The 22,983-nt window shown below is 36.1% G+C and carries 19 protein-coding genes; 15 read left to right on the top strand and 4 right to left on the bottom strand.

Annotated elements, in window-relative coordinates; all coding sequences use genetic code 11:
- Position 1 precedes the first annotated feature (1 nt).
- The 15 genes from CXF88_RS08280 to glmM all read left to right on the top strand — a co-directional run bounded on the left by CXF88_RS08280 (position 2) and on the right by glmM (position 19,010).
- Positions 2–2,233 carry a polysaccharide biosynthesis tyrosine autokinase gene (locus CXF88_RS08280; RefSeq protein WP_101086439.1) on the top strand — a complete coding sequence of 744 codons (2,232 nt, stop codon included), beginning with the start codon at positions 2–4 and terminating at the stop codon, positions 2,231–2,233.
- Between the two features lie 131 nt (positions 2,234–2,364).
- Entirely contained in the window at positions 2,365–3,606 is a 1,242-nt protein-coding gene (locus tag CXF88_RS08285; protein ID WP_101086440.1) for an oligosaccharide flippase family protein, read from the top strand.
- A 2-nt stretch (positions 3,607–3,608) separates the two neighbouring features.
- Entirely contained in the window at positions 3,609–4,127 is a 519-nt protein-coding gene (locus CXF88_RS08290; protein WP_101086441.1) for an acyltransferase, read from the top strand.
- An 18-nt stretch (positions 4,128–4,145) separates the two neighbouring features.
- On the top strand, positions 4,146–5,582 hold the full coding sequence (wzy, locus tag CXF88_RS08295) for an O-antigen polysaccharide polymerase Wzy (RefSeq protein WP_101086442.1): 1,437 nt from the start codon (positions 4,146–4,148) through the stop codon (positions 5,580–5,582).
- A gap of 45 nt (positions 5,583–5,627) precedes the next feature.
- Positions 5,628–6,698, top strand: coding sequence for a glycosyltransferase (locus CXF88_RS08300; protein WP_101086443.1), 1,071 nt, complete (start codon positions 5,628–5,630; stop codon positions 6,696–6,698).
- A 39-nt stretch (positions 6,699–6,737) separates the two neighbouring features.
- Positions 6,738–8,078 (top strand): polysaccharide pyruvyl transferase family protein, encoded by a 1,341-nt coding sequence (locus tag CXF88_RS08305; RefSeq protein ID WP_157822788.1) that lies wholly within the window; start codon positions 6,738–6,740, stop codon positions 8,076–8,078.
- Positions 8,075–9,214, top strand: a complete 1,140-nt coding sequence (locus tag CXF88_RS08310; RefSeq protein ID WP_101086445.1) for a glycosyltransferase family 4 protein — start codon at positions 8,075–8,077, stop codon at positions 9,212–9,214. Before CXF88_RS08305 ends, CXF88_RS08310 begins: the two co-directional genes overlap by 4 nt.
- 58 nt (positions 9,215–9,272) lie before the next feature.
- Positions 9,273–10,415 carry a glycosyltransferase family 4 protein gene (locus tag CXF88_RS08315; protein WP_101086446.1) on the top strand — a complete coding sequence of 381 codons (1,143 nt, stop codon included), beginning with the start codon at positions 9,273–9,275 and terminating at the stop codon, positions 10,413–10,415.
- A gap of 13 nt (positions 10,416–10,428) precedes the next feature.
- Positions 10,429–11,361 carry an NAD-dependent epimerase/dehydratase family protein gene (locus CXF88_RS08320; RefSeq protein WP_101086447.1) on the top strand — a complete coding sequence of 311 codons (933 nt, stop codon included), beginning with the start codon at positions 10,429–10,431 and terminating at the stop codon, positions 11,359–11,361.
- 16 nt (positions 11,362–11,377) lie between these two features.
- Positions 11,378–11,926, top strand: coding sequence for a sugar transferase (locus CXF88_RS08325; protein ID WP_101086448.1), 549 nt, complete (start codon positions 11,378–11,380; stop codon positions 11,924–11,926).
- A 59-nt stretch (positions 11,927–11,985) separates the two neighbouring features.
- On the top strand, positions 11,986–13,152 hold the full coding sequence (locus tag CXF88_RS08330; protein ID WP_101086449.1) for a nucleotide sugar dehydrogenase: 1,167 nt from the start codon (positions 11,986–11,988) through the stop codon (positions 13,150–13,152).
- 37 nt (positions 13,153–13,189) lie between these two features.
- Positions 13,190–14,194 carry an NAD-dependent epimerase gene (locus CXF88_RS08335; protein WP_101086450.1) on the top strand — a complete coding sequence of 335 codons (1,005 nt, stop codon included), beginning with the start codon at positions 13,190–13,192 and terminating at the stop codon, positions 14,192–14,194.
- Positions 14,195–14,282: 88 nt separating this feature from the next.
- On the top strand, positions 14,283–16,217 hold the full coding sequence (locus CXF88_RS08340; protein ID WP_101086451.1) for a nucleoside-diphosphate sugar epimerase/dehydratase: 1,935 nt from the start codon (positions 14,283–14,285) through the stop codon (positions 16,215–16,217).
- 141 nt (positions 16,218–16,358) lie between these two features.
- Entirely contained in the window at positions 16,359–17,246 is an 888-nt protein-coding gene (gene galU, locus CXF88_RS08345; RefSeq protein WP_101086452.1) for a UTP--glucose-1-phosphate uridylyltransferase GalU, read from the top strand.
- A gap of 411 nt (positions 17,247–17,657) precedes the next feature.
- Positions 17,658–19,010: a phosphoglucosamine mutase gene (gene glmM / locus CXF88_RS08350; protein WP_101086453.1), complete on the top strand. Its 1,353-nt coding sequence runs from the start codon at positions 17,658–17,660 to the stop codon at positions 19,008–19,010.
- Between the two features lie 269 nt (positions 19,011–19,279).
- Here the strand turns inward: glmM and CXF88_RS08355 are convergent, their stop codons facing one another.
- The 4 genes from CXF88_RS08355 to CXF88_RS08370 all read right to left on the bottom strand — a co-directional run bounded on the left by CXF88_RS08355 (position 19,280) and on the right by CXF88_RS08370 (position 22,956).
- Complete coding sequence (locus tag CXF88_RS08355) at positions 19,280–19,663, bottom strand: four helix bundle protein (protein ID WP_101086454.1); 384 nt, start codon at positions 19,661–19,663, stop codon at positions 19,280–19,282.
- A 179-nt stretch (positions 19,664–19,842) separates the two neighbouring features.
- Positions 19,843–21,354, bottom strand: coding sequence for an MBL fold metallo-hydrolase (locus CXF88_RS08360; RefSeq protein ID WP_101086455.1), 1,512 nt, complete (start codon positions 21,352–21,354; stop codon positions 19,843–19,845).
- Positions 21,355–22,120: 766 nt separating this feature from the next.
- Positions 22,121–22,342, bottom strand: a complete 222-nt coding sequence (locus CXF88_RS08365; RefSeq protein ID WP_101086456.1) for a DUF2375 family protein — start codon at positions 22,340–22,342, stop codon at positions 22,121–22,123.
- Between the two features lie 224 nt (positions 22,343–22,566).
- Positions 22,567–22,956, bottom strand: coding sequence for a Cd(II)/Pb(II)-responsive transcriptional regulator (locus CXF88_RS08370; protein ID WP_101086457.1), 390 nt, complete (start codon positions 22,954–22,956; stop codon positions 22,567–22,569).
- Between the last annotated feature and the right edge of the window lie 27 nt (positions 22,957–22,983).

Consider the following 22,983-nt stretch of genomic DNA (forward strand, 5'->3'; position numbering starts at 1 on the left):
AATGAGTGCTCAGCCTACAACAAAAAAGAATGATAACCTTGCTCAACAAGCACAAGAAATCGATTTAATGGCATTGTTTGGCGCCTTATTAGACCGTAAATATTTTATTATTGGTTTAACGGCGTTATTCATGTTCATTGGAGTTGTGTATGCAGTGTTATCGACACCTGTGTACCAGGCGACTGCGATGATACAAGTAGAAGACAGCGGCTCATCCGTGCCCGGTTTAGATGATATGGCGGGGATGTTCGAAAGTACTTCAACAGCGGTGACCGAAATTGAACTATTAAAATCACGTTCGGTGATTGGTGAAGCCGTCGATAATTTAAAGCTAGATGTTATTGCTGAGCCAAACCTATTTCCATTTATTGGTTCCCGTTCATTTCGTAAATTTGCGCCTATGAATGAAGGTGACCTAGCCGAGCCCAGTTTTGGTGCCAGCAGTTATGCCTGGGGCGGCGAAATTATCGACGTATACCGTTTCGATGTACCAAAATCTGCTATTGATATCGAGTTCACATTAGTCGCTTTAGAAAACAACGCTGTAGCGTTATTAAACGGCGATGGCGAACAAATTCTCAAAGGCAAAGTGGGTCAAGAGTTAAGCAATGCAAAATTTAGCTTAACCGTGCGCACGTTACATGCGCGTCCTGGTACAGAATTTACGATTACACGCCAAGATAGATTAAACACCATTCTAGATTTGCAAGCCGCAATAGGTGCTAGTGAAAAGGGTAAAGACTCAGGCATTATCAATTTAAGCTTACAAAGTGATAATCCAAGTTATGCCGAAAAAGTACTCGATAAAGTCGCGGCTATTTATGTCCGTCGTAATGTCGAGCGTAACTCTGCCGAAGCACAAAAATCTTTGGAGTTTTTGGAAGTTCAATTACCCGAGATTAAAAAGCAACTTGAATTGGCCGAGCAACGCTTTAACGATTATCAAATAAAGCGTCAGTCTATTAACATCACCCTAGAAACCCAAGGCGTACTTGAGCAAGTTGTTGCCCTCGAGACAAAATTACAAGAGTTGGAATTAAAACGACTAGAAATAAGCCGTAAGTTCAAAAAAGATCATCCTACTTATCAAGGCTTAGTCGAGCAAATTAGTGCGGTTAATGATCAAAAGAAAGAGCTTGTGGGGCAGGTAGGTAATTTACCTGAAACTCAACAAGAATTGTTACGTTTAAAGCGCGATGTTGAAGTCAGTAACGAAATTTATACCATGCTACTGGGTAAAACTCAGGAGTTGGACATTGTCCGTGCCGGAACAGTCGGTAATGTGCGCATTATTGACTCTGCCGAGGTCAACACCTCTAAACCTGTCAAACCTAAGAAGCCATTAATTGTGGTTATGGCAACGATGTTGGGTGGCATGTTAGCCATTGCGATTGTGTTAGTGCAAAAAGCCATGCATCGTGGCGTAGAAGACCCAAGCGAGATTGAAGCGATTGGATTACCTGTTTATGCCAGTGTGCCGTATTCAGAAAATCAACAGAAGCTCATGAGCTTCGGTAAATCGAGTAAAGCTAAAGCGGCTGCTAAGGCTAAATCGATTTTAGCCATAGACAACCCTGCAGACCTATCTATCGAAGCATTACGTAGTCTACGAACTAGCTTGCATTTCGCCATGATGGAAGCAAAAAATAATATTATTGCTATATCTGGCCCAAGCCCAGGGGTGGGTAAATCATTTATTTCGGTTAATTTAGCGGCAATACTGGCCCAAAGTGGCAAAAAAGTACTGATTATCGATGCCGATATGCGTAAAGGGTATTTACAAACTCAGTTTGGCCTAAAGTGGGATGATGGCTTAAGTGATTACTTATCTGGGCGCTTAACATTAGATGAGGTAACTAAACCTAGCAAAATAGAAGGTTTAAAAGTAATTACTCGGGGCCAAATACCGCCCAACCCTTCTGAGTTATTAATGCACAGTAATTTTAGTAAGCTAGTCGAAGAAGTAAGCGCTGCATACGATTTGGTTATTATAGACACTCCACCAATATTAGCGGTAACCGATCCGGCCATTGTCAGTGCCCATACTGGCACGACGTTATTAGTTGCTCGTTTTGGTCAAAACCATTTACGAGAAATCGAATTAACCCGTGATCGCTTCGAACAAAATGGTATCGATGTTAAAGGTGTAGTCTTTAACGGTGTTGTTAAGAAAGCTAGTAATGCTTATGGATATTATGGGTATTATAATTATGAGTATAAATCAGATAAGTAATAGTATTTAATAAAAAATTATTTACAATGATAAATAAATATAAAATACATAAATATCTAATAATTAATTTTATACTTTAACTTTAATCTTAGAATTTAACTTTTTAATGGTTATTATCTTTTTGGCAATTAATGAATATTAATAGAAATTTTTATAGTATTTTGAGTAATTGGGTATCGTTAACATTATTACAATTTGGTAATTACATTGTTCCTTTGGTGTTAACACCATATTTAATAATCACATTAGGTATAGAAGGCTTTGGGATATTAAGTTTTGTAACGGCAGTAAATGTTTTCTTCAGAGCTCTTGTGTCTTATGGCTTTGATTTGACAGGAACAAAACAAATAGCAGAAGTTTCGAATGATAAGGTTAAAGTCAATTCTATTTTTCAGGATATTATATATGCAAAAATATTTATAGTATTAATTTGTTATTTATTTTTATTTATATTTATTTATTCGATTCCTCAAATTTATGAAAACAAGTATCTCTTTCTATTATTTTTTAACTTAGTTATTGCTGATGCATTATTCCCAGTGTGGCTGTATCAGGGAATGCAAAATATGAAGGTTATAACTATATTAAAGTTAATTGGAAGGTTTTCTTTTGTCTTTCTTACTATGTTATTTGTTAAAACTTCAGAAGATATATTATATGTACCATTAATTGAAGGGGTTATATCAATAATAGTTTCTTTAATATCTATTTTATGGGGTATTAAAATTTTCTCTTTAAGCTTTAAGTTTCCTGTTTATTTTAGTGTCAAGTCTGCACTTGAAAGCTCGTGGCATGTATTTTTATCAAAAATAGCTGTACTTTTTTACACTAAATTCAACATAGTATTACTAGGTTTGTTAACTACACCAGTTCTTGTCGGATATTATTCGATAGCAGAAAATATATATATGGCATTAAGGTCAATGTTTAATCCTATAATACAGTCTGTTTTTCCTTATTTGTCAAAAGTAAAGCTAGTCGATGAAATAAAATATAATCGATTGGTAAGAGTTGCGTTCTTTTTTATCTTACTTTCTTTATTTATGCTTTCAATAAGTTTGTATTTTTTAGGTGGATACATAATTGATTTTTTAATCGCAGACAAAAATGAATATGTCCAAGAAATTTTAACAGTTTTCTCTTTTTCACTAGTATTTTCAATTGGCGGATATTTATCTACTATTCTGATAATAGAAGGAAAAGGAACCTTACTGTCTAAAGTTACTTTTTTAACTGTTATCATAAACTTAATAATAGTGTACCCCTCTATTATATTTTACGATGCCTTAGGTTTGGCCTATTGTTTTTTAATTGTACAGATTTTTCATTTCGTCATCCAATTGTTAGTTAATAAGAAAATATTTAAAAGGTAAATATGGCATTAATAAAAAAACTATACGATTTGTATCAAAAGATATTCTATTCTCCAAATAAATTAGCCAAAGTTAAGGGTGTCAATTTAGGGGAAAACTGTAAACTAAATAAAAAGATTTCATTTGGAAGTGAGCCATATTTAATTTCCCTTGGTAACGATTTTTATTGCTCTACAGGTATAAAGTTTATCACCCATGATGGTGCTGTTAATGTCTTAAGAAATATTAATCCAGATCTTACTAGAGCAGATTTGTTTGGCAAAATTGAAATCGGTGATAATGTATTTCTGGGTTGTAATGTTATTGTTTTGCCTAATACCACAATAGGTAATAACGTAATTGTAGGAGCGGGTTCAATTGTTCGAGGCTGTTTGGAAAGTAATTTTGTTTATGCTGGTGTACCTGTAAGAAAAATTATGTCCCTCGAGGATTACAAATCTAAAGTTACACCCAAAATTAAGTTTACAAAGCATTTGTCAGCTGAAGAGAAAAAAAATTATCTAATGTCTAATTATTTATAAATAATCTAAGAGTATTAAATGACAATAATAAAAAGAATTTCATTTCTGATACTACACTTGATTTGTATTATTTGTATTTTACTTTTTTTTGATACACCTCTAAATGTTGATATGAGTTATCAACGTATCTGTATTTTTCTTTATCTAATTGCAACAGTATTATACTTTTTATTTATAAGAAATAATAAAGACAAAAACCACCTTTCATTTAATAATATTTTTTTATTCGGTTTCTTTATAGTTTTTTTTCAAGTGATTATTCTTCAGCATTTTGACTATTATTTGCCTACTTGGTCATATAATAAATATTGGTCTAATTCTGAAATAGAAAATACTTCTTTAATAACTTCTGTTTTAGCTATTACTTTATACATGCTTGGTAATAGTTATGGGCGATGTGGATATGAAGTAAAGTCATATAAGATTAATAATACAAGTTCCATTTATATATTATTAATTATTGCTTATTTTGCTTATTTTCTTTTTTTTGCAACCTCTGGATCATATCGTTCCGGAGTATATTATGCTGGTGATTCGTTATCAGTATCAAACTATTTTCTAAAATTATTCAATGCATCAATAACGGCTGCTATCATTGTAAAAATAACAAGTATAGCCAATACATGTGTAAAAATTAGTTTATTAAATTATCTTTCTAAATTTGGTGCACCGCTTTTGCTTTTACTCGGTTGGCATATTCTTTTTTCTTTATATGTTGGCGATAGAGGTGTGATAATATCTTATGGTTTATTAGTTGTCTCATTATATATCTATAAATTTCGAAGAATTAAAATTATAGAATTAGTTATTTTAATATTGAGTGCTTCTATACTGATGTCTGTTATTGGGCAAGTAAGGCAAAGTAAAGATTACCTACAACAGCTAGAAACTACATTTTCAGATAACAAATCCAACAGTCGTTGGTATAGTGAAAAAGTTCCAGGAGATAGTTTCATAGAGCTAGCCCATTCAGGACGGACTTTAAACCATGCTCTAGTTAATGTACCTAACAATTATGATTTTAGGTATGGTGCATATGCTATAAAAAGAATTGCAGGTGTAATACCTGGTGCTCAAGGTTTACTTAGTGAAATGATAGATGACGGTGAAAAAAAGTATGCTTCCACATCAGAGTTTATATCTTTTTTAATTCAAGGCGATAATACAACTTATGGCGATGGAACTTCAATTACTGCTGATTTGTATTTAGACTTCGGTTTTCTAGGAGTATTTCTTGGAATGTTTATCTTTGGCTATTTCATGGCTACAAGCGAGCGTATAATTAGTAATGACTATATTTCATATTTGAGTTTACCATGGATTAGTTTTTTGATTTACTATTCGAAATCAATTTATTTAAGTCGTGCATCTATTTTCTTAGAGCTTTCAGGCATATTTTTGGTATGGTTTTTCATATATTTTAACCATAAATTCTTTTATTATTTTAAAAAGTAAATATCATTAAATTCATTTTATTTTTACTCGTAATAGGAATATAGTATGTATCATAATTTCTTAATTAATTCACTTCAAGGTGGTGGAACTGAGAAAGTATGTAAAATTATCGCAAATGGATTAGCTGAAAAGGGTTATATTATCAATATTTATATATTTGATGATAGAGATGAATTAGCTGTTCAACAATGTCATACTAATGTAAGATTGTTTTTCTTAGGGAAAGCTAGTTCTATAAAGTCTATACCTTCCTTATTCAGTTTAGTACCCCAATTAGCTGGGGGTTCTATTTTAGTTTTTAACCATGAATATGCCCTCGTTTTATTATTAATAAAGCTATTTTTAAGGAAAGATTTAAAGATTATAAGTAGAATGAATAATACTTTTTCTATTACAGTTTTGTTTAAATCTAAAAAATATAGGTTCTTTGTAACGCTACTCATGAAGTTGTTCTATAAGAAAATGGATTTTTATATTTATCAATCAAAAGGAATTAAAGATGATTTAGTGAGAAATTATTATGTAACAGGTCCTTCTGAATTAATTCCTAATCCAATTGGTTTGCCAACATCTATATTAAATAAAAAATCTAATTCTAAACATCAACTGCTTTACGTAGGACGCTTAGTCAAACAAAAAAATGTTATAGATATTCTAAAAGCCGTCAAGTTTATAAGTATATCTAATCCAAATGTCATCTTAATAATTGTAGGTGATGGTCCTGAAAAAGAACGTCTCAAATTATTTTGTCTTGAAAATGATATTGTTAAACATGTCTCTTTTGTTGGTAAAGTTTTAAATGTAGCCCAATATTATAGTGAAGCTAATTTGACAATCTTATCGTCTTTCAATGAGGGGTTTCCTAACGTCTTATTAGAGTCTATCTCATACAATACTCCTGTTGTATCCTATGATTGTCCAAGTGGTCCATCTGAAATTATAATTAATGGTGTTAATGGGTTTTTAGTTAAACATTTAGACCAAAATGATTTGCAAGAGAAGATAATTTCCGCTTTAAGTTATAATTGGAAGGAAAAAGAATTATTAGAAAGTATTTCTAAGTTCAATTGTAAAAATATTATATCTAAGTACGAAACAGTATTAAATAATATATAGTGATTTAAGTTGATTTTTTTAATGAGTTTGGATGTGAAAATGACGAAGAAAGTTGTAATAGTACCAGCCTGTACTGATTTGAATAGAGGTGATCAAGCACTAGTTTGGGAAGCTGCGTATTTATTAAAAGATGCGATAGGGGAAAATGTCGATATAACAATTGTTGATTATGGTAATAATAATGAAGACAGACAAAACCAGTCTAAACAAACTAAAGCCGCAGGTTTTAAAGTTTTGAGAAATTTAGTTGAAAATCCTAAGAGAATCTTGACTAAGAATGAAGTTCACGATTCTAAATTTGATTTTATAAAAGCTGGTCTAATGGCATTATTTGATTTCTTTAGACACTTTCTTATTTTATGTATTCCAACACAATATCTTTTTTCTATCTTGTTTCCAAATATTGAACATCAAAAAACTTTTAAGTCTGTAAAAGAATCTGATGCAATAGTTGTTAAAGGTGGTGGTTTTCTACATACTTATGGCAAGCTTGGTGATCTATATTATCTCTGGTTTGGACTTTACTATTTATTACTTGGAAAGCGACTAAATAAAAAAATCATTGTTTTACCTAATTCCATTGGACCAATAACTGGTTTTACTAATAAACTTTTTACCAGATGGGTTTTAAATCAATGCGATTTAGTCTATGTACGGGAACGTGTATCATTAAGTTTTGCTCGTGATATTGGTATTAATAATGTTAAATATGCCTTTGATCTTGGTTATTATGCCAAATCTAGTTTTCTTGAACTTCCGATTAAAAAATTGATCGACAACTGTATTGAAAAATATAGTAAGTCAAAGAAAAACGTAGGAATTACAGTAAGACCCTATAGGTTTCCTCAATCAAATGACCCTGACATGAAATATAAGAATTATATTCAATCAATGGCAGATTTTTGTAATAAAAATAAAAAAAATTGCATGTTTCATTTTATTGTTCAAGTTCAAGGTCCAAGTGCCCATGAAACAGATTTATTAGCTATTAATGACGTAGTATCAAAATTAGATAATAATTGTGAATATTCGATAATAGATTTTGATCTTAATTATAAAGAAATTATGAATATTTATTCCAAACTTGATTATCTAATAGGTACTCGCTTTCACTCAGTTATTTTTTCTCAAGTTCAAGGTATACCTTCTGCTGCTATTGCTTACGGAGGAAATAAAACTCACGGTATAATGAAAGAAATAGGATTACATGAATATGTAGTTGATATTACCGACATTACATATGAAACTTTACAAAATATTTTCGATAATCTTGTGGAGAATAGTATTGAGTATAAGAATAAATTGTCTCTCGCTTTTGAGGTTATTTCTATTGATAGAAAATCTATTATCTCAGATATTAAAAAGGTGTTTAATTCATGAAAATAGGCTTCTTTCATGACCATATTTTTACTAAAAAGAATGACGTTATTTATACTACAGGTACTTTAAATAAATCTGTTTGGGATCGATTTTTTGACGCAGGAGTGAACAAGTTAATTGTATGCGGAAGATTTTCAAATAGTATTAAACCTAGTCAAATTTCAGAAAGAGATAATGTAACATTTGTGTTTTCCAGAAATTTGTCAAACATTCGGTCTTTATTATTTGGTACTGGGAATAATGTAGTTGAAAAAATTGTAAACGATGTTGATATTGTAGTTGCGAGGGTTCCTAGTGAGATAGGCTTTAATGCGATTAAGTTTGGCAAAAAATTTAATAAAAAAGTAATTTGTGAGGTCGTAGCTTGTCCATATGATGGGTTAAATTATCATGGTAGTTTTTTTGCAAAGTTATATGCACCTATAATAAAGTTACGTATGAAATATTGGGTTAAGCAATGTGATGGTGCATTATATGTAACGGAACATGCTCTACAGGAAAGGTATAGTTGTAATGGCCTAACAACTAACGCATCAAATGTAGAGATTGATTTATTAGCTAATGTAGAATCTGTTGATTTTAGGTATAAAAGATTATCTAATAGAATAAAAGATCGAACTGTAAAAGTTGGCTTGATGGGTACAATGCAAAACGATTCAAAAGGAATTTCTGTTGCACTTCAAGCGTTAGACTCGCTAGAAAATATTAGTTTCCATGTTATAGGAACCGGTGATCCCAAAAAGTACTTAGAAATATCAAAAAAGTTTGCTGTTAATTTTAACTATGATGGCTTTATGGCTATTAAAAATGATGTTTATGATTGGTTAGATGATATTGATATCTATATCCAACCTTCATTTCAAGAGGGGCTACCAAGAGCTACTATTGAAGCTATGAGTAGAGGTTGCCCTGTTATTTCATCTGATGCAGGTGGACTTTCGGAATTAACTATGAGTGACTATATTCACACTTCGGGTGATTATGTAAAGTTAAGGCAAGATATAATAAAAGTATTAAACGACCCTAACTTGGCTCAAATTAGTTCTATTCATAGTTTGAATATAGCATCAAGATATTTAAGCAGCTCATTAAAAAACAAACGTTCTCATTTTTACTCTCATTTTATTAATAATTAATAATAATTAAATAAAATTCTATTAATGAATTTACGAATGTTATTAGGAGCTTTTAACTTTGAATAAAATATTATACGTAATAAATGCCGATTGGTATTTTGAACTCCATTGGTTAGAGAGAGCTTTGTATTTTAAATCTTTAGGTTATATTATTCATGTGGCTTTTCCGATACAAGATGTCGTTATACTTAAAAGGTTAAAAGATTTAGGGTTTGTTATTCATCCCATATCTATTAAACGAACTTCTATGTCAATTTTAAACGAATACAAGGTTCTTATTGAACTTAAGGAAATTATAAAAAATGCTAAGCCATCTTTAATTCACTCAGTTACGATAAAACCAAACCTTTATTCTACAATCTTGTGTAGGTTCAATCGAATTGCTTTGGTATCTACTTATCCTGGTTTAGGTACTTTAGGAGTTTCAGAAGAATTAAAATATACATTATCTAGGAAAATAATATTCATTATTTTAAAGTTATTTTCTAAAAGTCAGAATAATTATGCTTTATTTGAAAATGAAGAAGATCTTCAACTATTTAAATTTAACAATGTTATACCTTTTAATAGATTGGAAAGAGTTTTTGGTGCTGGTATAAATCTAGATGAGTTTTCATACTGTTCTCCTTCGACTAAAAAAGGACAACTAACTGTACTTTTTGCTAGTCGATTACTTAAGAATAAAGGGTTATCTTTATTGTTTGAAGCAGTGGAACAATTAAATGTTAAAGGTTTAAATGTTAAATTGATTGTTGCAGGCATTTTCGATCATGACTCACCTTTTGCTTACACTGAAGATGAGATTAAATATTTTGCTGAATTTCCTTTTGTCGAGTGGTTAGGGAAAAGATCTGATATTAAAAATTTGATTGAAATGTCAGATGTAGTTTGTTTACCTACAACCTACGGCGAAGGTGTTCCTAGAATTTTAATCGAATCATGTGCTGTTGGTAGACCGATAATCACAACTCCATTAGGTGGTTGTAAGGATATTTGTAAAGATAGTTATAATGGTTTTCTAGTTCAACCAGACTCTATCAATGCAATAGTTAATGCATTATGTAAGTTTGTTGATAATCAATCTATTATTGAAAGTATGGGTATCAATGGGCGCAAATTAGTTGAATCTAAATTTGCTAACCAAAGTGTTTTTCAACAACACTTTGATTTATATCGTTCGACATTAAGCATTGAATCATAGTGAGACTTTATACATGATAGGTATTACTGGTTATTCAGGATTTGTTGGTAAAGTACTCATTTCTGAATTAAAGCCTTCAAAGTTGCTACTTTTGGGACGTAAAAAGCCAAAAGATATTTTCGATTATGATTTCTGTGAGTTTGATTTATCTGCTATTAATCATTCTCTTTTAGCTACTTCATTAAGTAAAGCGAGAGTACTAATTCATATTGCTGCTCGTGTCCATATAATGAATGACATCAACGATAATCCTTTAGCTGAATTCAGAGCTGTTAATACTCAAGGAACGTTAAGTTTAGCTAAACAAGCTGCTGATGCAGGTGTAAAGCGATTTATTTTTATTAGCTCAATAAAAGTTAATGGCGAAACTACTACGAATAGGCCTCCGTTTACCAAAAGTGATAACCCAGCTCCTATTGACCCTTATGGAATATCTAAAGCAGAAGCTGAGATGCAGTTATTAGCATTGGGTAAAATAACAGGTATGGAAATTGTCATTATTCGCCCACCACTTGTTTATGGTGAAGGTGTGAAAGCAAATTTTTCCTCATTAATGAGCTTTGTAAACAAAGGCTATCCACTTCCATTTAAAGCCATAAAAAATAATAAACGAAGTCTAATATCCGTTTATAATTTAGTTGATTTGATTAAATTGTGCATTGAACATCCAAATGCAGCTAATCAAATATTCTTAGCCTCTGACGATAATGATCTATCAACATCTGCAATGGTTTCTTTGATGGCTAAGGTGCAGAAAAGGAAAAGCTTCTTTTTGCCTATACCTGTTTGGTGCTTTCAATTCGTAGGTGTTTTGTTTAATAAGCGTGATGTCATTGATAGATTAACAGGCTCATTACAGTTAGATATTACTCATACAAAAAACACATTAGATTGGAAGCCTCCATATTCAGTTGATCATGGTTTTCAACTCTCTACTAAAAAATAATTTAATGGATTTATAAATGATACGTTTGCTCGATTTTTTGTTTTCGCTTTTTGGTTTGTTAATTTTGTTACCGTTTTTAGTGATTTTATACATTATTGGTTTGTTTGATACCGGTTCACCTATTTTCATACAGGAACGTGTGGGCCGTAATAAAAAACCGTTCACTTTAGTGAAATTTAGGACAATGACGGTTGATACAGCATCTGTTGCAAGTCATTTAGCAAGTACTACATCAATAACCACTTTTGGTGTTTTTTTGCGTAAAACAAAGTTAGATGAACTACCACAGCTTTGGAATGTAGTAAAAGGAGAAATGAGTTTAGTTGGTCCTCGACCAGGTTTGTTTAACCAACCAGAGTTGATTTTAGCTCGTGACGCTAAAAATATTTATTCTGTCCGACCTGGTATTACCGGCTTGGCTCAGGTAAATGATATTGATATGTCTACTCCAGAATTATTAGCAACATTTGATCGTGAAATGATCGATAATTTAACTATGAAAAATTATTTTAAATATATTTTTATGACTGTTTTGGGTAAAGGTAGCGGTGATCGAGTCAAATAAGCTTATTATATCTTTTTTCTTTCTTTTAATGTTTTTCGTTTTGATTTTTAAGGGTTTATATGGATATTACAGTAGTTGGCACCGGTTACGTTGGTTTGTCTAATGCGATGCTACTAGCACAACATAATAATGTTATAGCATTAGATATAGATAGTTCTAAGATTGATTTATTAAATGCTAAACTGTCACCTATCGTTGATAAAGAAATAAGTACCTTTTTATTACGTACAGATTTGATGTTCAGTGCTACAACAGATAAAGTTAATGCTTATAAAAAATCTCAATTTGTCATTATTGCTACACCAACGGATTATGATGTTGAAACAAATTATTTTAATACTTCTTCAGTAGAAGCTGTGATTAAAGATGTTATTGTGTATTGTCCAGATGCTGTTATGGTTATTAAGTCAACAGTTCCTGTTGGATTTACACAATCAATAAAAGAAAAATATAACACTAATAATATTATTTTTTCTCCTGAATTTTTACGTGAAGGTAAAGCGCTTTACGATAATTTACATCCTTCCCGCATTGTTGTAGGTGAGCAGAGTGAAAGAGCTAAGGTTTTTGCAGATTTATTGAAGCAAGGGGCTGTAAAGGAAAATGTAGAAGCACTTTTTACTGATTCTACTGAAGCAGAAGCTATAAAACTATTTTCTAATACGTATCTTGCTATGCGTGTTGCCTATTTTAATGAATTAGACAGTTATGCTGAGGCTCATGGATTAAACAGCAAGCAAATTATCCAAGGAGTGAGTTTAGACCCTCGGATAGGTAACCATTATAACAACCCATCTTTCGGTTACGGTGGCTATTGTTTACCAAAAGACACTAAGCAATTAAGAGCGAATTATGCTGAAGTACCGAATAATATAATTAGTGCAATTGTCGATGCCAATACTACACGTAAAGATTTTATTGCCGACTCTATTATTAAACGTAATCCTACCATTGTAGGTGTATATCGGTTAGTGATGAAAACAGGTTCTGACAACTTTAGAGCTTCCGCAATTCAAGGTATTATGAAACGAATTAAGGCTAAAGGGATTGAGGTTGTTGTGTATGAGCCGTCTCTTGAGCAAAATGAATTTTACCACTCTCGTGTTATTAAAGATTTGGAGGAATTTAAGCAAATTTCTGATGTTGTGGTTTCTAATCGTATGGTTGATGAGCTAAATGATATTATTGGTAAAGTTTACACTCGTGATTTATTCGGTAGTGATTAGCCTTTAGTATCATTTATTAAATTTGTTAAGGAATAACATGAAGTATTTAGTTACAGGTGCTGCAGGATTTATTGGTGCAGCAACCACTCAAAAATTATTAGCAGCTGGTCATAATGTGGTGGGTATTGATAATTTAAACGATTATTACGATGTTAACTTAAAATTAGCTCGGCTTGCTCAATTTGAAAATCATGAAAATTTTACTTTTATTAAAATGGATATCGCAGATCGTCCAGTAATGTCTGAGTTATTTCAAACTTATCAGTTTGATAAGGTCATTCATCTTGCTGCACAAGCGGGTGTTCGTTACTCTATAGAAAACCCACATGCTTATGCAGACTCTAATTTAGTCGGTCATTTAAACGTACTTGAAGGCTGTCGTCATAATAACGTCAAGCACTTAATTTATGCTTCATCGAGTTCTGTATATGGCTTAAATGAAAAAACACCCTTTACGACATCAGATAGTGTTGACCATCCAGTATCTTTGTATGCAGCAACTAAGAAAGCCAATGAGTTAATGGCCCATAGCTATTCCCATTTATATCATTTACCAACAACGGGGTTACGCTTTTTTACTGTTTATGGTCCTTGGGGACGTCCAGATATGGCTCCATATATTTTTACTAAAAAGATACTTAATGGTGACATTATAGACATTAACAATAATGGTGATATGTGGCGTGATTTTACTTATATTGATGATATTGTAGAAGGCGTTGTACGAGCCGCTGATATTATTCCTGTTGTTAATCCTCAATGGAAAGTCGAAAGTGGCTCACCGGCATCTAGTTCTGCACCTTACGCGGTGTATAACATTGGTCATGGCAGTCCGATTAACCTAATGAATTTTGTTGAAGCGATTGAAACTGAAATAGGTATCACAGCACGTAAGAACTTTCGTGAAATGCAAGCTGGTGATGTTTATCAAACTTACGCAGATACCAAAGATCTTTTTGCTTCAACCGGTTATATCCCTGAGGTCAGTGTACAAGTAGGTGTTAAACGTTTTGTTGATTGGTTTCGTGAATTCTATCGTTAAATATTCATAATTTATTTCGTTAAAATTGAAAGTAATTTTATTGTTATTAGTATAATTGTTTGTTCACCTTTAATATTAGGAGCGGAAAATGGACTTTTTGCAAACCATATTTTCCTTATCTAGAGCTAAAAAACGCTTAGTGAGCCTTGTTGTAGACTCAATATTTTTAATGGTGGCTTTTTTTGGTGCATTATTAGTCCGACTTGATGATGTTAATGTATTAAGTAACATTTCCAACTGGGTTGTTATGTTAACCGTTGTGCCTTTTAGTTTATTTGTATTTACTCGGCTTGGGCTTTATCGAGCGGTATTAAGGTATATGGGTTTACAAGCCCTTATGGCTATTTTAGGGGGGGTTGCTTTTTCAACATTTTCGCTGATTTTGGTGTCATTTTATGCAAACGTAAGTATCCCAAGAACAGTGCCATTAATTTACATTGCTTTTGCCCTTGTGCTTGTGGGTGGATCGCGTGCGTTAGTGCGTTCGTTAGTCGGAACCGGGATGAAACGCTTCGGTGAACCAGTGATTATTTATGGCGCAGGTGTCAGCGGTCGGCAGTTATTGACATCATTGGTGCAAAGTCATGAATATTATCCGTTTGCTTTTGTGGATGATGATGAGTCCTTGCATGGAACTGTTATTCAAGGAGTTCATGTCCATTCTCCCTCTATTATCCGTAAATTGATTAAACAGAAAACAGCAAAAAAAATCTTGCTCGCGATGCCTAGTGCTAGTCGAACTAAGCGCCAGGAGATTCTGACTCGGCTTGAACCACTAGCAGTACAGGTATTAACTATTCCTGCTATGTCTGATTTGGTTAATGGCTCTAAGCTTTACACTGATATTAAAGAAGTCGAAATTGATGATTTACTGGGGCGTGATGCCGTTGCGCCTCGAGAAGATCTGTTGACTGCCAATATTAAAGATAAAGTGGTGATGGTGACCGGAGCGGGTGGCTCTATTGGCTCTGAATTATGTCGGCAAATTTTAAAACAGTTGCCTAAAAAATTAATCCTTTTTGAACTGTCTGAGTTTGCCTTGTATGCCATTGAGCGTGAGTTAAATTCTACGGCTAAAGAACTCGGCTTAAACGTTAGAATTTTGCCTTTGTTAGGTTCTGTGCAACGTGAGAATCGTGTGCAAGCGGTTATGGAGTCTTTTGGAGTACAAACTGTTTACCATGCTGCAGCCTACAAGCATGTACCTTTAGTTGAACATAATGTAGTAGAAGGTGTACGTAATAATGTATTTGGTACTCTTTATACTGCTAGAGCGGCTATAGCGGCTAAAGTTGAAACCTTTGTATTAGTGTCTACTGATAAAGCCGTGCGGCCAACTAATGTGATGGGCACAACTAAACGGATGGCGGAATTAGTGCTGCAAGCGCTGTCTCGTGAAAATCATCAAACTCGTTTTTGTATGGTCCGGTTTGGTAATGTGCTTGGGTCATCGGGCTCGGTAGTGCCGTTGTTTAGAACCCAAATTGCTAACGGTGGCCCAGTTACTGTCACGCACCCTGATATCACTCGTTTTTTTATGACCATACCTGAAGCATCGCAATTAGTGATCCAAGCTGGTGCTATGGGCAAGGGCGGAGATGTTTTTGTGTTGGATATGGGTAACTCGGTCAAGATTGTTGATTTAGCTCAAAAGATGATTCGTTTAAGTGGTTATGAAGTGCGCAGTGATAACAATCTTGATGGTGATATTGCTATCGAGTTTAGTGGGTTGCGCCCAGGTGAAAAGTTATACGAAGAACTGCTGATTGGTGATGATGTTACCGGTACTGAACACGAACGGATTATGACGGCAAACGAGTTATATCTGACCTGGAAAGAGTATTCTGTCATCCTCGATCGCTTAGATGCTGCTTGTCATGATTTTGACCATGAATTGATTCGAGACATTTTACTTAGCACGCCAACAGGTTTTGCACCAACGGATGGCATTTGTGATTTAGTGTATCAACAAAAAGCCAAAAATAGTGCATCAGTAAAAAAAATCGTTAACTTTATTTCTTAGTGTTTTATATTTTACTCTTTATTCTTTATAACTGATGATTTATCGAGTTTCAGTTAGTTGTTAGTTTAAGCTAGTTGTTAATTTATGTTTATTACTCGTTACGTTTACAGTCAGTTTAGGTCTATTTGACAAGGATTTATTATGAAAGTTGTTATTCCAGTGGCTGGTTTAGGTACCCGCATGTTACCCGCCACTAAAGCTATTCCCAAAGAGATGCTGCCTTTAGTTGATAAGCCGTTAATTCAATATATCGTTAATGAGTGTGTGGCTGCTGGGGTTAAAGAGATTGTGTTAGTTACTCACGCGAGTAAAAATGCGATTGAAAACCATTTTGATAAATCATACGAGCTTGAGTCGACGCTTGAAAAACGAGTCAAACGTCAATTACTTGAAGAAGTTCAAGCAATTTGTCCTAAAGATGTGACTATAATGCATGTTCGTCAAGGCGAAGCCAAAGGCCTCGGCCATGCGGTATTATGTGCTTACCCTTGTATCGGTAATAACCCGTTTGCAGTAGTGTTACCAGATGTTGTTCTAGATGAATATACTGCGAACCAAAAAACTGAAAATTTGGCGGCGATGATTGCTCGTTATAAGGCCTCTTTTGCTAGCCAGATTATGGTTGCACCAGTACCTGAATGTGACGTTAATAAATACGGTATAGCCGATTGTAATGGTGTTGAGATAGCACCAGGTGATTCCGCTAAGATTAAAAGAATGGTTGAAAAGCCTGCTATTGGTGAAGCACCGTCTAATCTAGCGGTAGTAGGTCGTTACGTGTTATCTGAAAAAATTTGGGCTTTATTGGCTAAAACACCAGCGGGTGCTGGTGATGAAATTCAGTTAACTGACGCGATTGATATGCTAATTGAGCAAGATACCGTTGAAGCATTTAACATGACTGGTAAGTCGCACGATTGTGGTGATAAATTGGGTTATATGAATGCTTTTGTTGAATATGGCCTACGCGATGCTAAGTTAGGCGCAGATTTCAAAAAAAGTGTTGAAAAGATTATGCTTGAGCAGTAATTTTTTACTGATAATTTTAAAAACCAACTTATATCAAGTTGGTTTTTTGCTTTTTGCAATTAGCTAAAAGCCTAGAGCGCTGCGCTGCTAGGACGCTACGCAGCTAGATGTTAAGAATAGGGCGCCTGCGGCTCCTAGGACGACCTTCGGTCTTCGAGGACGCTTTGCTGCTAGATGCTATAAAATCTTAGCAGCGAAGCTGTTCTTAGCAGGACGAAGTCCGCCCTAGAAGCGCAGCACACTATCCGCGTAGCGGCCTAGAATCTAAGACGCGGAGCGACTCTAGCAGGACGCAGTCCGCTCTCTGGCGAGCCTGCGAGTTCCTAGAACCTAGCAGGACGAAGTCCGTCCTAGAACTTAGCAGTGACGAAGTCACGCCCTAGGTACTTAATTTTTAATTTTGGAGTTTTTATGTCTCGTAAGTATTTTGGCACCGACGGTGTACGTGGAAAGGTGGGGACGTTTCCTATTACGCCTGATTTTGCTATGAAGTTAGGTTGGGCTGCGGGTAAGGTTTTAGCGTCAACCGGTACACAAGAAGTGTTGATTGGTAAAGATACTCGTAGCAGTGGTTATATGTTGGAGTCGGCTATTGAAGCCGGTTTGTCTGCTGCTGGTGTAAATGTGGCATTAATTGGCCCGATGCCAACCCCTGCAGTGGCGTATTTAGCCTCTACATTCCGTGCCGATGCTGGTGTTGTTATCAGTGCTTCACATAATCCTTTTTATGATAATGGTATTAAGTTTTTCTCAAATTCGGGTACTAAACTTAATGACGAGCAGGAGCTTGAAATTGAAGCATTACTCGACCAGGCGTTAAATCATAATGCGATGGAATGTGTTTCATCTGAATTGTTAGGTAAAGTCCGCCGGATTACTGATGCAGCGGGTCGTTACATTGAGTTCTGTAAAGGCGTATTTGCTAAAGATTTAACCTTAGCAGGTCTTAAAATTGTCGTCGATAGTGCTAACGGTGCGGCGTATCATATTGCACCCAATGTATATCGTGAATTAGGTGCTGAGGTGATTAGCATTAATGATAAGCCTAATGGTACCAATATTAACGACCATTGCGGCGCGACCCATTTAGACAGTTTGCAAACAGCGGTTATGGTACATGAAGCTGACTTAGGCATTGCGATGGACGGTGACGCTGACCGGGTGATGTTTGTTGATCACAATGGCCATGTTGTCGATGGCGACCAAATTTTATATATTCTGGCCAAAACAGCTAAGCAACAAGGTACTTTAAGTGGCGGTGTTGTTGGTACGTTAATGTCTAACCTTGGTCTTGAGATCGCGTTAAAAGAAATGGATATCCCGTTTAAACGCGCCAAAGTCGGTGACCGTTATGTGGTTGAGCAATTAAAAGCCACAGGCTGGCGCATAGGCGGCGAAGGTTCTGGTCACATCCTGCACCTTGACCATGCATCAACTGGCGATGCTGTTGTGGCGTCATTATTAGTATTACAAGCAGTATTACAGTCTGGCCAGTCATTAGCTGAGATTGTATCGGGCATGAAAAAGTTACCTCAAGTACTGCTCAATGTTCGGCTAACCGCTAATAACGCTGATGAAATCTTAGCGTCAGAAGCCGTAAAACAAGCGGTGATAGAAGCCGAAGCCATACTTGCCGAAAACGGTCGAGTATTATTACGTAAATCTGGCACCGAACCGCTTATCCGCGTAATGGTAGAGTCAACAGATCCAGAAATGTCACAAGCGCAAGCAGAGCATATCGCTAAAGTAGTCACTAGCTTCTAGGTTCTAGGCCGCTATGCGGATAGTGCGCTGCGCTTCTAGGGCGGACTTTGTCCTGCTAAGGACAGCTGCGTTGTTGAGCTTAGATGCTAGATGCTAGATGCTAGATGCTAGTGCGCTGCGCTTCTAGGGCGGACTTCGTCCTGCTAAGGACAGCTGCGCTGTTGAGCTTAGATGCTAGATGCTAGATGCTAGATGCTAGAATCTAGTGCACTATGCTTCTAGGGCGGACATTGTCCTGCTAAGTACTGCTGCGCTGTTGAGCTTAGATGCTAGACTCTAGGCTCTGTTCTCAGCTTTCTAGCATCTTTAATCTTTGACTGTTTATTTTTGATCATTGTTCCGATGATTTTTGCTAATTCTTTTGCTTCGTTGACTAGCATTAATGAAGTTTTTTTGTCTAAAAATCCTGCTTCAACTCCTATGTATAGCTGGGTTACTAACTCGCCTAATGAACCTTTTGCATAGTATAAAAACCTTATTTTTTCCTTTGTTGTATCCCTTTCTTCACCTTCTGCAATATTTGATGGAACAGATAAGCCTGAACGTGTTATCTGATCTTTGAAACCCCAATTATCAACCTTTTCCGTTAATTTATAAATTTCACAAGATAATCTGGATGCTCTTTTCCATACATCTAATTGTTCAAATCTCATGTGTTCTCCATTTATTCTAGCTTTGCTTTGCTGCTAAGTTTAGGGCAGTTTCGCTGTGCTATTTGCTTTTATAGAATCTAGCAGCGTAGCGTCCTAGCAGCGCAGCGATCTAGGCTGTTGCTAAGATTTTATAGAATCTAGCCGCGTAGCGTACTAGCAGCGCAGCGATCTAGGCTTTATCACTCCTTACCGATAACAATTTCTGCCTCTGGCAGTAACTTTTGATATTCGTTTGCTAGCGCTTGTTTGGCTTCGTTGTCGCCGTGGACGATTCTGATGTGGCTGGGTTTGTGGTGCATGCGTTTGACGAAGTTGATGAGGTTGTGTTGGTCGGCGTGGGCGGAGTAGCCGCTGATGGTGTGGATGGCGGCTTTGATATCAACTTTTTCTTCGTTGATGTAAACGTATCCGCCTTGTGGGCCGTAGGTTTGTATGTCTCGGCCTGTAGTACCTTGTGCTTGATAGCCGACAAACAGTATGTCTGTGGTGGGTTTTGATAAAAAGCGAGCGAGGTAGTTGCTTATTCGCCCGCCGGTGCACATGCCGGATGCGGCGATGATAATGGCGGGCTTATTAACTGAGTCTAAATAATTGATCACGGCGATATGGTCTTGGTGGCTGTCTATGGTGATGAGTTGGTTGAAGTCGAGTGGGTGGCGTCCCTGGGCAAGTTTACCTTTGGCTTCGTTGTCCCAGAGTGTTTTAAACTGACGATATTTCTCGGTGAAGTTAGCGGCCATAGGGGAGTCGACGATAATGTCGATGTTTTGCCATACTGGGTTGTGTTTATTGCGATGAATGATGTGTTCGAATTCGTATAATAGCTCTTGGGTTCTGCCGATGCTAAATGCAGGAATGAGTACCACGCCATTATCCTTTACGGCGCTTTCGATGATACTTTTGAGTTGTTGGCTTCGTTCTTTACGCCCTTGATGATTTTTATCGCCGTAGGTGGATTCAATGACTAAGGTATCTGCTCTATACGGGCTTTTGGGGCTAGCAAGTAACGGCGCATAGGTTGCGCCTAAGTCACCAGAAAATACCACGCGGTGATTTGCGTTGCTGGTTTTGGCATTCGTTTTAGGGCTGCTTAAGTCTATTTCGACATAGGCTGAGCCGAGTATGTGGCCGGCAGGTTTAAATTTAAGTTTCGCGCTGGTATATATTGCGGCTGTCAGTTCTGTTTCGATTGAAGCGCTATTTGAATTTGTTGTCGTTATTGCCGGAGGGTTGATTGGTAGCGTTATCCACTGGCCATAATCTACAGCTACAAGCAGTTTGTTGAGTCTATTAACGCAAGCTTGAATGAGTTTTTTATCGCGAGTGACACCGACTTTTAAGGCATCTTCTATTACCAGTGGTAATAGTGCCGCTGTGGCGGTTGTGGCATAAATAGGCTGATTGAATCCTGCTGCCAGTAAGTAGGGAATTCGCCCTACGTGGTCTATATGACAATGGGTAATAATGAGGGCTTTGATATTGCTAATGTCAAAGGTGATTTGCAGCTGTTCTGCTGAACTTTTTCCGGCAGTTTCTGCTCCCTGAAACAGTCCGCAATCGATAAGATAACTGCTGATGTTGTTGCCGTTTCCGTGGTTATGACTGTTATTATTATTATTGTCGTTATTCACATCTAGTTGATGACATGATCCTGTTACGCCGTTTACCGCTCCATGGTGGATGATTTGCATGTTAGTCCTTTAATTGTATTCAGTACGGTTAGTTAACTTAGCAGTGGTTGTGAGATTTTGCGAGGTTCTAGGCCGCTACGCGGATAGTGCGCTGCGCTTCTAGGTTCTAGGCCGCTACGCGGATAGTGCGCTGCGCTTCTAGGTTCTAGGCCGCTACGCGGATAGTGCGCTGCGCTTCTAGGGCGGACTGCGTCCTACTAAGGACAGCTTTGCTGCTGAGAAAATAGATAACAAGCGGGAACATGCGATATCGAGCGGTAACAGGCGGTAACAAGCGGTAGCGGGCGAGGAAATAGATAACAAGCGGGAACATGCGAACTAGATTCTAGTGCGCTGCGTCCTGCTAAGGACAGCTTCGCTGCTGAGAAAATACTGTAACGGTCATTTATTTAAGATGATTCGATAATGATTTACGACCACTATTAGCTAACCGTAAGGTCGCCGACTAAGTGAAATTAATTAAACACTTAACGAGAATGCTGCAAAGCCTAGTGCTTAGTATTCTGCTTGTGGCACGATTTACTTTGGGTGAGATTACTTTGGATGAGATTACTTTGGATGAGATTACTAGAGGGATTAGATTAAGAGGGTAATCATACTTGGCATCATATCGGACATTATATCGTTTGCCGATCTTGGTCGATGTTAAAGGCGTGTTCATGCAAACACGTCTCTTAAACCAGATAAAAGTGATTGTTTTCACGTCAAGCTTATAAAGTGACTTCTATGCTGGTTAAGCCGTTTATAGTCATTAATGATATTACCTCTAGGCAACGTCATTAAGCTCAGATGCCACTCGGTCGCCAAGTGCATTCAACATTTCAACTTCACCTTTAAATACCGCCACGATGATTTTATCTACTTTGTATTCCGTTGGGATAATCACACGTCCGCTCACGCCTACTTCGAGATCGTATAACACTTCGGCTATGGGTTTAATGGCGAGTTCAGCTGGGTAGTAAAGTACTGTTATCGTCTGTGTTGTCATAATTGTATCCATACATTTTCTGGGTGCCCAGATGATCCTTTCTTATGTTAAATAATATACAAAACTAGCGTTGTTATCATGATTTAACTCTCTCGCAAATGAGAGGATTAACCGTACCGTATACGCAACACCTAATGGATCGGAATCATAGTCGTTTAGATGCATGCAGTAAAGCGCAATAAACCCTTATTCAACGATTAAAAAACAGTTATTCTTGTTTTAGCCTAAGCCGATTTCAGCGTCTGTAAAATACTGCAATCCTTAATCTGATGGCTTTTACAGCAGCTCGCGAGTGCGGCTAATGATTGTTCTAGTAATGCTAATTCTCGCTGGGTTTGTTGAATACGAGCAAGTTGTTCGGCAATAATATTGTCGACCAAGGCGCACGACGATTTTGGGTCTTGTTGTGTATCCACCAAGCGCTTGATGTCATCGAGTCCGATGTTTAATTCTCTGCATCGTCTTATAAATACCAATGTCTTGATGTCTTTTTCTTGGTAATGACGATAGCCATTACTGGTACGGATTGGCGGGGAGAGTAGACCAATCTGCTCATAGTATCTGATGGTTTTAACCGATACCTGAGCAATTAATGCCAATTCACTTATTTTCATATTGACCTTCCAGTGGCTGTAACCTTT

Source organism: Shewanella sp. ALD9, assembly GCF_002836315.1.
Lineage (GTDB): Bacteria > Pseudomonadota > Gammaproteobacteria > Enterobacterales > Shewanellaceae > Shewanella.